This window comes from Psychrobacter immobilis, from assembly GCF_904846175.1.
Lineage (GTDB): Bacteria > Pseudomonadota > Gammaproteobacteria > Pseudomonadales > Moraxellaceae > Psychrobacter > Psychrobacter immobilis_E.
Window position 1 is genome coordinate 25069 of sequence record NZ_CAJGZM010000016.1, and the last position, 9942, is coordinate 35010.

Annotated in this window: 8 protein-coding genes; 2 read left to right on the top strand and 6 right to left on the bottom strand. The window is 40.3% G+C overall.

Going from position 1 to position 9942, the window contains the following annotated elements; translation table 11 throughout:
* The first annotated feature begins 7 nt into the window (after nt 1-7).
* On the top strand, nt 8-3097 hold the full coding sequence (mutS, locus tag JMW39_RS12820) for a DNA mismatch repair protein MutS (protein ID WP_201547143.1): 3090 nt from the start codon (nt 8-10) through the stop codon (nt 3095-3097).
* A 92-nt stretch (nt 3098-3189) separates the two neighbouring features.
* The gene (gene fdxA, locus JMW39_RS12825; RefSeq protein ID WP_133103830.1) at nt 3190-3513 is read left to right on the top strand and encodes a ferredoxin FdxA; all 324 of its coding nucleotides are present in this window, start codon (nt 3190-3192) and stop codon (nt 3511-3513) included.
* A 112-nt stretch (nt 3514-3625) separates the two neighbouring features.
* Here the strand turns inward: fdxA and JMW39_RS13365 are convergent, their stop codons facing one another.
* The 6 genes from JMW39_RS13365 to JMW39_RS12855 all read right to left on the bottom strand — a co-directional run bounded on the left by JMW39_RS13365 (nt 3626) and on the right by JMW39_RS12855 (nt 9792).
* The gene (locus JMW39_RS13365) at nt 3626-4003 is read right to left on the bottom strand and encodes a prepilin-type N-terminal cleavage/methylation domain-containing protein (protein ID WP_320157919.1); all 378 of its coding nucleotides are present in this window, start codon (nt 4001-4003) and stop codon (nt 3626-3628) included.
* Between the two features lie 134 nt (nt 4004-4137).
* Nucleotides 4138-5466, bottom strand: a complete 1329-nt coding sequence (locus JMW39_RS12835; RefSeq protein WP_201547145.1) for an O-antigen ligase family protein — start codon at nt 5464-5466, stop codon at nt 4138-4140.
* Between the two features lie 86 nt (nt 5467-5552).
* Entirely contained in the window at nt 5553-5951 is a 399-nt protein-coding gene (locus tag JMW39_RS13370) for a prepilin-type N-terminal cleavage/methylation domain-containing protein (RefSeq protein ID WP_201547147.1), read from the bottom strand.
* Between the two features lie 310 nt (nt 5952-6261).
* A complete protein-coding gene (locus tag JMW39_RS12845; protein ID WP_320157920.1) occupies nt 6262-6708 on the bottom strand; it encodes a type IV pilin protein in 447 nt (148 codons plus the stop codon).
* Nucleotides 6708-7277: a type IV pilin protein gene (locus tag JMW39_RS12850; protein ID WP_201547149.1), complete on the bottom strand. Its 570-nt coding sequence runs from the start codon at nt 7275-7277 to the stop codon at nt 6708-6710. The genes JMW39_RS12845 and JMW39_RS12850 overlap by 1 nt, the downstream gene beginning before the upstream one ends.
* A 1-nt stretch (nt 7278) precedes the next feature.
* On the bottom strand, nt 7279-9792 hold the full coding sequence (locus tag JMW39_RS12855) for a PilC/PilY family type IV pilus protein (protein WP_201547151.1): 2514 nt from the start codon (nt 9790-9792) through the stop codon (nt 7279-7281).
* Nucleotides 9793-9942 lie beyond the last annotated feature (150 nt).

Below are 9942 nucleotides of genomic sequence, written 5' to 3' on the forward strand. Positions count from 1 at the left end.
ACCCCGCATGACCGTTAAGCCGTCCGCTCAAAACCTTCATTCAACTGAACCGTTAGTCATAGGCGATGCCGTTTATCACTTGGCAGACCATACGCCGATGATGGTGCAATATCTAACCATGAAAGCCAACTATCCACAAGCGCTACTGCTGTACCGGATGGGTGATTTTTATGAGTTATTTTTTGATGATGCCAAACGTGCGGCGCAGATACTCGATATCACGCTCACTCGCCGTGGTACGGATAAAGCCGGCAATACCATTGCGATGGCAGGTGTTCCTTTTCATGCGGCTGATAGTTATATGGCACGGCTGATTGCTGCTGGGCAGACAGTAGTCGTTTGTGAGCAAATAGACGAATCAACTACCGACGCTAGTAATACGTCCAATGCTCCTATTATGGGCGATAAACAAAAAAAAGATAAAAGTAAATCGGCAGCTGGCAGCATCATGCGCCGTGAAGTGGTTAAAACCCTGACCGCAGGGACTATTACCGATGACGCGCTGATTGCGCCCAATCATACGCCGACCGTAGTCGCGATTGATATAGAAATACCTAGAGCTAACAGCAAGCAACCTGTGCAAGCCGCCATTAGCCAAATGGATTTAGCTGCTGGGACATTAACGACGCAAACACTCAGTGCTAGCTATAATAACAGGCATGATGATATTGAAGCTTTACAAACCCAAATGCTTACGGTGCTGGCACGCTTTGCCCCAAGCGAATGTATCATTAGCGAAGCACTCGGTGACAGTATTGATGGTATCGGCGAGGAATGGCTGCTATGGCTACGGCAAAATCTTGATTGCCCTATTATCGCAGTTGCAGCCAATGACTTTCACCGTGAGCATGCCAGCGAAACCCTTTGTCAGCAGTTTGACGTGCAACGTCTCGATGGTCTTGGAATTAGTGACGCGCCATTTTCTCAATCTAGCTGTGCCGCCCTTATTCACTACGCAAGGCAAACCCAGCAACGTCATGTACCACAAGTTAACCAGCTCATCGTCGAATATAATGATGACTATTTAATCATTGATGCCAATAGTCAGCAAAACCTTGAGCTGTTTACCCCCGTTAGTAGCAATGGAACGTCACTGATATCGGTACTTAATCACTGTCAAACGCCAATGGGTCGACGCTTGCTTGTGCAGCAAATGAAGCGCCCGCTGCGTCAGCATACTCGTATTAATCTTCGTTTGGACGCCATAGCTGGTCTTTTGCAGATGAACAATCAAGGTGATGAAAACAAACAGTTTAAGCAAAATTTAGACAATAGCTCATTAGTCAGTAGCTTACGCGAGACTTTGAATGCTATCGGTGATATCGAACGTATTAGTAGCCGTATCGGACTGATGAGCGCTAAGCCACGTGATTTGCGTAAACTTGCTGATGGTATTGCTAATAGCGCCCAGCTGACTACCCTACTGATAAATTCAGGTATCAGCCATGAGCAGGCAGGACTGTTGCCCATGCTGATGCGGCAATTGCCTGATCAGTTACCTGCGGTGCAATCCGCCGCTGAGCTGATTGAGCGCGCTATTATTGCCGAACCGCCCGCGCATATTCGTGATGGTGGCATGCTAGCCGCAGGTTACGATGCTGAGTTTGATCGTCTGACTCATTTGCATGACAATATCCAAGTAACCTTGGATGAGATGGTAGAACGCGCGCGTCAAGAGAGCCAATTACCCAGCCTCAAAGTGGGTTTTAATAAGGTCAGCGGCTTTTATTTTGAATTGCCTAAAATGCAGGCAAAGAATGCACCGACGCATTTTATCCGGCGGCAAACGCTGAAAAGTAGCGAGCGCTTTATTACTGATGAGCTAAAAGAAGTGGAAACCGAGTATCTAAGTGCACAAAGCTTAGCATTAACTCGTGAAAAGCAGCTGTATCATGAACTATTGACACTATTAGGTAGCCATTTAGCCGAACTACAACAGCTAAGTGCTGCTATCGCGCAATTAGATGTGTTAAGTAATTGGGCGCAGCTTGCCATGATCTATAACTGGCAACGTCCAGTGATGAGTAACGACTCAAAAGACAATATTAGCTTAGAAAGCGGTAGCTCAAAGGATGGCTTGAATAATAGCCAAACCAGCATCGATATTCAACAAGGTCGTCATGTTGTCGTTGAAGCTGCTTTAAATCCAATCCATACGAGCGATAATATTAATAAAAGCAGTACAAAACCTAGCAGCCAGTTCGTTGCTAATGATTGCGCATTAGGCAGTCCTGCAAATCCTGAAAGACTGTCAATGATTACCGGCCCTAATATGGGTGGTAAATCGACCTATATGCGCCAAACGGCACTGATTGTTCTACTGGCTCATTGCGGCAGTTTCGTGCCAGCAGCTAGCGCTTATATCGGTGATATCGACCGCATCTTTACTCGTATTGGTTCAGCGGATGATTTGGCAGGTGGTAAATCAACCTTTATGGTGGAAATGATTGAAACCGCTAATATCCTCAATCAAGCGACTAATAAATCGCTGGTGCTGATGGATGAAGTTGGACGCGGTACTGCAACCACTGACGGCTTAGCGATTGCACATGCTTGCGTCAATCGTCTGGTCGAGATTGGCTGCCTGACATTATTTGCGACTCACTACTTTGAGCTGACAAAATTGGCAGAAAACAAAGTAGAAAATAATGAAAGCAATCATGCCAATATTCGCAACGTCCATGTCGCTGCCAGCGAAGTCGATGGTCAGTTGCTACTACTGCACCAAATCAAAGATGGCGCGGCAAGCTCTAGCTTTGGACTACATGTGGCAAAAATGGCAGGTATCCCAACTCAGGTACTTAATGATGCTAAGCGTTATTTGATAGACAATCTAAAAGCGGAAAACGAAAAAGTCATTGATGACAAAAATGAATTAGCTAAGTCGTTAAACGATAAACAGCAGCAAAATCATGGGAGTAAGGTAGAAAGACCAAGTATCAGTGAGAATGCTCAAGCTCCATATATAAGCAATATTCCACAACAAAATCAGTTATTTAGCCTAGAAGATGAGCTAAGCGCGATTAACCCTGATAACCTGACACCAAAGCAAGCGCATGATTTACTCTATCATCTGAAGGAAATCATTAGTCATTAAAGGGAATTGTCAATTAGTACTAAAAGCGCTAAAATATGCCTTATTTTTAATCTATTCTATTTCGCCCAATCCAATAACAGGTAGACAGTACTATGACCTTTGTCGTTACAGAGAACTGCATTCTTTGCAAATACACCGACTGTGTGGAAGTCTGTCCTGTGGACTGCTTTTATGAAGGACCGAATTTCCTCGTCATCGACCCTGATGAGTGCATCGACTGCGCGTTATGCGAGCCTGAGTGTCCCGCCAATGCCATCTTTTCAGAAGATGAAGTGCCAAAAGGGCAAGAGATATTCACTCAGCTAAATGAAGAGCTGGCACAAAAATGGCCAAACATCACCGAGATGAAAGGACAGTTGCCAGAAGCTGAAAAGTGGGATGGTGTGGAAGGTAAGATTCAGTATTTAGAGAAGTAGTTAGTTTTTCAAAAAAGCTGAATTTATTAAGATAAGAAAAAACCACCTAATGGCCATTATATAAAAAGGGCTATTAGGTGGTTTTTTATGTATATAGTAATGTTAAATAAAATTAAGGTAAAACTACACAAGGTGTTCCATTTGGAATATCGCATTCAATGCGGGCATTAGAAGGAGCTTTTGCGATTGCTTCAATCTTTTGCCAAGTGTCTAGTGTCCAACCTGTAGCATCCGTAATAGATTGACAAGAATTCAAGATTGGTGATCTTGGAGTTGAAGCAGAGTCTTCATCATTTAGCAAAACAAAAACCTCGTTACCATAACTCTTAGCTTCTGATAAACAAGCATTAGCACGTGCTTTATTCGCGTAGACTTGATACGAAGGTATAGCTATGGCTGCTAATATGCCAATAATAGTGACTACAATCATCATCTCAATCAAGGTAAATCCTGATTGTGACGTAAAGCGACAATCTAAAGGCATTAACATAATAGCCGCCAGTACTGTAAAGAATATCTTATTACTGCACACAATGTGCCACTGCCAGTATTTGATTTAAAAAGCTATATATCTAACATCTTAGAGCGCACTATAGCTATTGATGTGAGTATAAGTATCTTAATTTATAGTTGGTAACCATATACCCAAAAGCGTGGTGGCGTGATTGGCGTCTCTGATGATAAAGCGTTAGTGTTGCTTAAGATATAAATAAACCAGACGCTTATTAATATATATATATAGACAGGTAAGGCTTTAATTAGACGATTATTAAATTTCCAACCAGACGCATTGACTCTATTTGAATAGCTCAATTCAGGATTTTTTAATAAAAATACAAATAACCATAGTAACGCCATTTGAGTCACTGGATAAATATGTACCCCTGAAAAAAGCAAGTCCACTCCAACTGCCAAAAGTGCAGCCATAACGAAATAACACTGAGGTTGCGACCAGTTGATTCTTTTTATGATCATAAATATAATATAAATTAGAAACCCAAAACCCAATAGTCCTGTTTCGGTTAATACTTGGATAAATAGATTATGAGGATGGGCAGATAAGCTTGGATACTGCTCTAACTGATAGAAACCGCAGCCAATAATGGGGCTATGTGACCAGCATTGTAGAGCATTTACCCATAAATCTATACGACCACTTGATGATTCCCGTGCTATTCGTAGACCAGTACCGCCACTTGCAAAGCTAGCAGCATAAGTAATGGACAAATAGGCAAACCATGATGCTGCATAAGTCAAAAGAAGCGACCAGCGTACATGACGGTACGCAATACTCACTATCGCAATAAATAAAGTATAAGAAATGGTTGCCGAGCGCCCACCATCTAAAAGAATAGCAAAAAAAGCCAAAAATAAGAATAATAAGTACAAGTAACGGTAAGCTTGTTTAGTCATATAGAACCAAACAGCAAAAACAGACATGATCAAAAAGTAGCTATCGTAAACGCGTATATTCCATGTCAATGGATACCAAATAGCATCATAAGTACCAGTACTAAGATAGTCCCATAGAGAAAAAGGCAATTGTATAAACATCGTCAAACTTGCTAAAACGATTGTTTTGCTAGTGAGCTGGCGATAATTTAAAAACTTAAAACACTGATAAAGAAGATAAGCTAGTAGTAATTCAGTAACTACAAAGATAGGCTGTGTCCAAAAAAAACTACTCACAGCAATTAAGGAAAAAAAGAGTAACTCAACCTTTGAGATAGAAAGACGACTATAAAATAACGAAACCAATCCTAACATTGATAACACAATAATTTGAATAACCCTATATTCATTATAAAAAGTATAATCACTGCGCGTGGTGAAACCAAATACAAATACTAATAAATATAGGGCTATCAGTAGCTCTTTATTTATGAGAGGATGAATATAAATACTAATTGACTGTAAATTTTGCTTCTCATCAAATAATTTTTTTTTAGGCATGGTTTACTTAATTCGTTATTATAATAATGAAAAAAGCCAAACACTATGTTTGGCTTTTAAATCATATATTTTTCAAGTGTTTAATACTAGGTACTAACCTTACATGATGCAGTATCTTTAACGTCACAGATAATATTAACTGTGCCAGTTCCTGTACCTTTTTTTGCTAACGCAGATATTTTCTCAACATTAGGTAATGTGTCACTTGTTGGTCTTGCTGCTAATGAAGAAGAACCAGCCCATACTACGCTACCACAATGTGGTAATGCGTCATCTGCTGGGATATTAGCAACATTTGGGTTGTTCGAAATTTTCTCTGCTACTACTAAGCTTGAGAAAGACTTCATTTCAGATAAGCAAGAAGCGTCATTCGCTTTTTTAGTGTAGTTTTGATAAGCAGGAATAGCGATCGCAGCTAGAATACCGATAATAGCAACTACAATCATTAATTCGATTAGAGTAAAACCTTTTTGAGCAGTGTTCATATGAACTCCTTTTTGGGTATATAAAGATAAATGGCTGCTTTTAATATAGTCGCGCTTTATCTTTAGGGATATAATATATTTTCTCTTACCATAATTATTGCAGTTATTATGCCAACACATTCAATAGCAACGTTTTTCTTATTTATTAGACTTTAAAATACAATTTTTAGTAGACTACTAACTTTACACATTACAAACGTGACATTAAGTAACCGATGTTACAAAAACAATGCTGTAAATTGTCAGTTTATTTACAATAAAAGATATAGACAACTGACATTTTTTGTCAGTCCTTAATCTAATATGCTCTCTAATCATTCCATTCACTACCAGTACCGCATTTTTTATCTGTACCCTTGATGCGGCATTTGATACCTTGATAATTTAGCGTCAAATTGCCATCGCCTACCATTTGCCCTATCGGAGTAGCAGTGATAGTCCATTGGGCAGTGAGTGGATTAGAAAAGCTAACATTATAAAGAGCTTGACCTTGATAGGGATAATTATCACCCAGCCCTGAGACCAAGCTATTACTATATGTACCTTGCGCTAATTTGCGGCGTTCAATCTGTGCAGCAATGTTCTGCATCTCACTCATCATATCTGTACGCTTAGTTTTGATAATATAGCGCTGATAGCTTGGATAGGCAATTGCCGCTAAAATACCAATGATAGCAACAACGATCATCAGCTCTATTAAAGTAAATCCACGCTGTGGCTGAATTAAGGAAAATGATGTCTTATCATTAATTTTCATTACCACTCTCCTTGGTTGATACCGCAATCTTTATCGCCTATCTTTACCTTAGTAGTGTTATGACAGCTTAGACCCGTACTAGATAACATGAAATAATTAGCATTTTCAGTAATGCCTGAGAGGTTTGGAGCAGCTAGCATCTTCCAGCTGCGACCAGTGCTATTATCAATATTTGTATTATTAGGTGGTACTAATGAGCTAGCACCATCACCATCAACGAGAGTAATCTGATAACGATAGTTTGTCGCATTACTACCTTGAGGCACATAGATAGTTTTATTACTATCGTCATAACCATAAGTCACTGTACTATTATTGGCTACTATTGGAGGCTGAAAACCTTTATATGTCAGTGCTGACGCTCGCCAGCGATTTAACTGAATTTGTAATTGCAACATTTTGGCTTGTACATCACGCTCCGCATTGATAACTGCATAGCGACGATAGCTGGGAATAGCGATAGCCGCTAATATGGCTATAATACCTACTACTACCATCAGCTCAAGCAAAGTAAAGCCTGCTGAAGAAGATGGTAGTCTATTAATAGAGCGTTTCAAGTACGATTTCATTTTACTTATCCTTTTCGTACAACTCATACCATCTCTTTGGTATAAACTTATACTTCTCATACCCTAGAGGACTATCACTTGTCGCTTTGCCATTGGTCGCGACTACGCTATCAGACTTACCACCGCTTCCTGTCGTACCATCGTTTACTATCGTGTTGTTAGTAATTTGCAGACCAGCTTTATTAGTCTGATTGAGTCCACCTGAGCCAACTCCATAGCCATTTCTATTGACTACTTTGACTTGGTCCGCTAACGATTGATTGCCAATGAGCATCTTCACATTACGCTGATCCTTACTATAAGCACCCAAGGTTAACTCTTGTACGCCTTTACCAGCTCGCGTATAACCTGCCGTTCCATCAAGAGAGCTCTCATCACTACATATACCATAAGGCATACAGTATACTTGTCGCTCTGAACCGCCTACTACTCTTGCAGAACAGTTATCCGCTTGATCGTAGACCATCTCAGGACTAAAGGCTGTAGTATACAAGCGATTACCATAAGCTAAAGGCTCTCCTACCGACTTAATGCCTGATAGATTGCTATATCCATCAAAATTAGTCAGAGGATAGCGCCAGCCTGCATAGTCATAAACATAACGTTTTTTAGTAGCGTCATACGTCCCTTTAGCCATGGCGTCTAGCACTTGTTTACGAGTCGTTAAAGCGTTTAAAGTAGCATTTTGGTTAAAAGGTAAACTAACAAGGTCATTAGCTGTTTTGTCTTTTACAGTCAATTCTCCAGCTGTATAGCCAAAAATCCCAGGTTGAGCGATGTCATAATCAAAAAGGTTAAATAGATAATTGGGATTAGTTGTGTTTCTCAGCATAGATAGCGGTGTACTACGATCTCCAGATGCCACCGTCACTGATGCAAATATTTCTTGATAAGGGCTGGTATAAAAGCTAACAATCGGTCGCTCATAGAATCGATATGGCACTGATTGGTCATCAGAGCTAGTCTTAAGCACTCTAACAACTCGTTTGACCAGACTAGCGTTTGCCGCACCTGCGTTCAGATCCACGCGATAAACACTACCGCCCAAATCAGCGTAATACAGATGATCAACATTGCCATCATCATCACGATCTAGTGCAGTAACCCCAGCTACTACGCTATGTTTCATAGTATTAACTTTGGTATGGTTAGTGCCAGTATCGCTACCTGATATAGAAGATATAATACTGCCATCATTAGCATCTAATATATAAACAGCATTACCTTCAGCCTGTGTTTTTTTATCGCAACTCGTGTTGTCGCCACTTGTTTTTAATTTGAAGCTTGGATTTTCGTAGCACATATCATAGCCACCAGCGACAATCACTACTTCTTTAGACTCATACTTATTTGTATCTTTTTTGACTCTAATTTTTGCTACAGTAGGCTCACTCCATACTTGGCCTAAACGAGAGAAACCAGTATCTTCTGGTGTCTTAGAAAACAATAAGGCTGGTGTATTCGCTGTAGCCAAGTTCAAACCATAGACACCTTTGCCACCCATTCTTAGGCCGCCGTAAGCTTTCACCGAAGTGGCCTGTACTTTCTTAGCCGCTTCTGTAAATTTATATTCTAGAACTGAACTACTCGTCCAAGGCGCATCTACACCAAATACAGTCCTACCCACAGCTCCCTCACTATCCGCTTTTAAAGCCTTTAATTGCTCTTTGATTATAGTTTTAGGAATAAAGGCAAATGTTTCTTCTCCTTTTTCTGCTGAGACCAGATGTAAGGCACCGTCCATAGAGCCAAACATGATATAGTCATCACGATCTTTTTCTTCGTTGGAGATTTCTCCGTCAGCATTAAATGTTGCACCGTAAGAGACCTGTCTTGGTTTTGAGTGCACCACGCCTCCTAGCACTTTCACTTCTTGTGCCGGTGGGTTTTTTACTATGGTATTAAATGCTAATGTTTGCTTAGCTAACGTGTCTAAACTTGCAATAAAGTTGGCGTCGTTTGCTGGTGCGTTGTAACCTAAAAAGGAAAGCAAATATAATTTTTCTTTGACATTATAGTCACTATCTAGGTTTTCAAAACCCTTTACCTCACCATTTACCACCTGTATATTGACAAGCTTTTTATTATTTCCACTACCACTTTCAACATAGACATTACGAGTACTATTAGCAGCACTTCCAGTCTTTGGTGCTTTGAGACGAGCATAAGCTCCACCAGCATAGACCGCATTATTGGCAACAATACCGTTATCGTTTGTGTAATCCCCAATGCTCCATAAGTCTTGAGCTGTTTTACTTAAGTCATCTGGAAAGCCATCCTTATCATCATCCACATATAATCTAGCCGATTCTGGAAATGGAAATGTAGACTTGCCATACAGTGTGCCCTGATAAACATTGTATTTTTTTAGATTGCCAGGCCACACATATTTTGAGTCAGCAATTTTTGGCTCAAGCATAGGTAGATAAGCAAAGGGTTGAAGATTGGTTGAACTCAATGGATCGTTGGGAATAGTAATGGTACCTGATGGAGCAGTCTCAATAATCTGAGTCAATTTAGCGGTAAAGCTCTTTACACTATAGTCAGTTCACAATAAAAGAGATACAACCCATATCCTGAAACAGTTTAGGCAAATTATTCTCCATCCATCCTTGGCGTAGAAACTTAGCTTGTGCCCATTTTTTCTCAATGGGATTTAGATCTG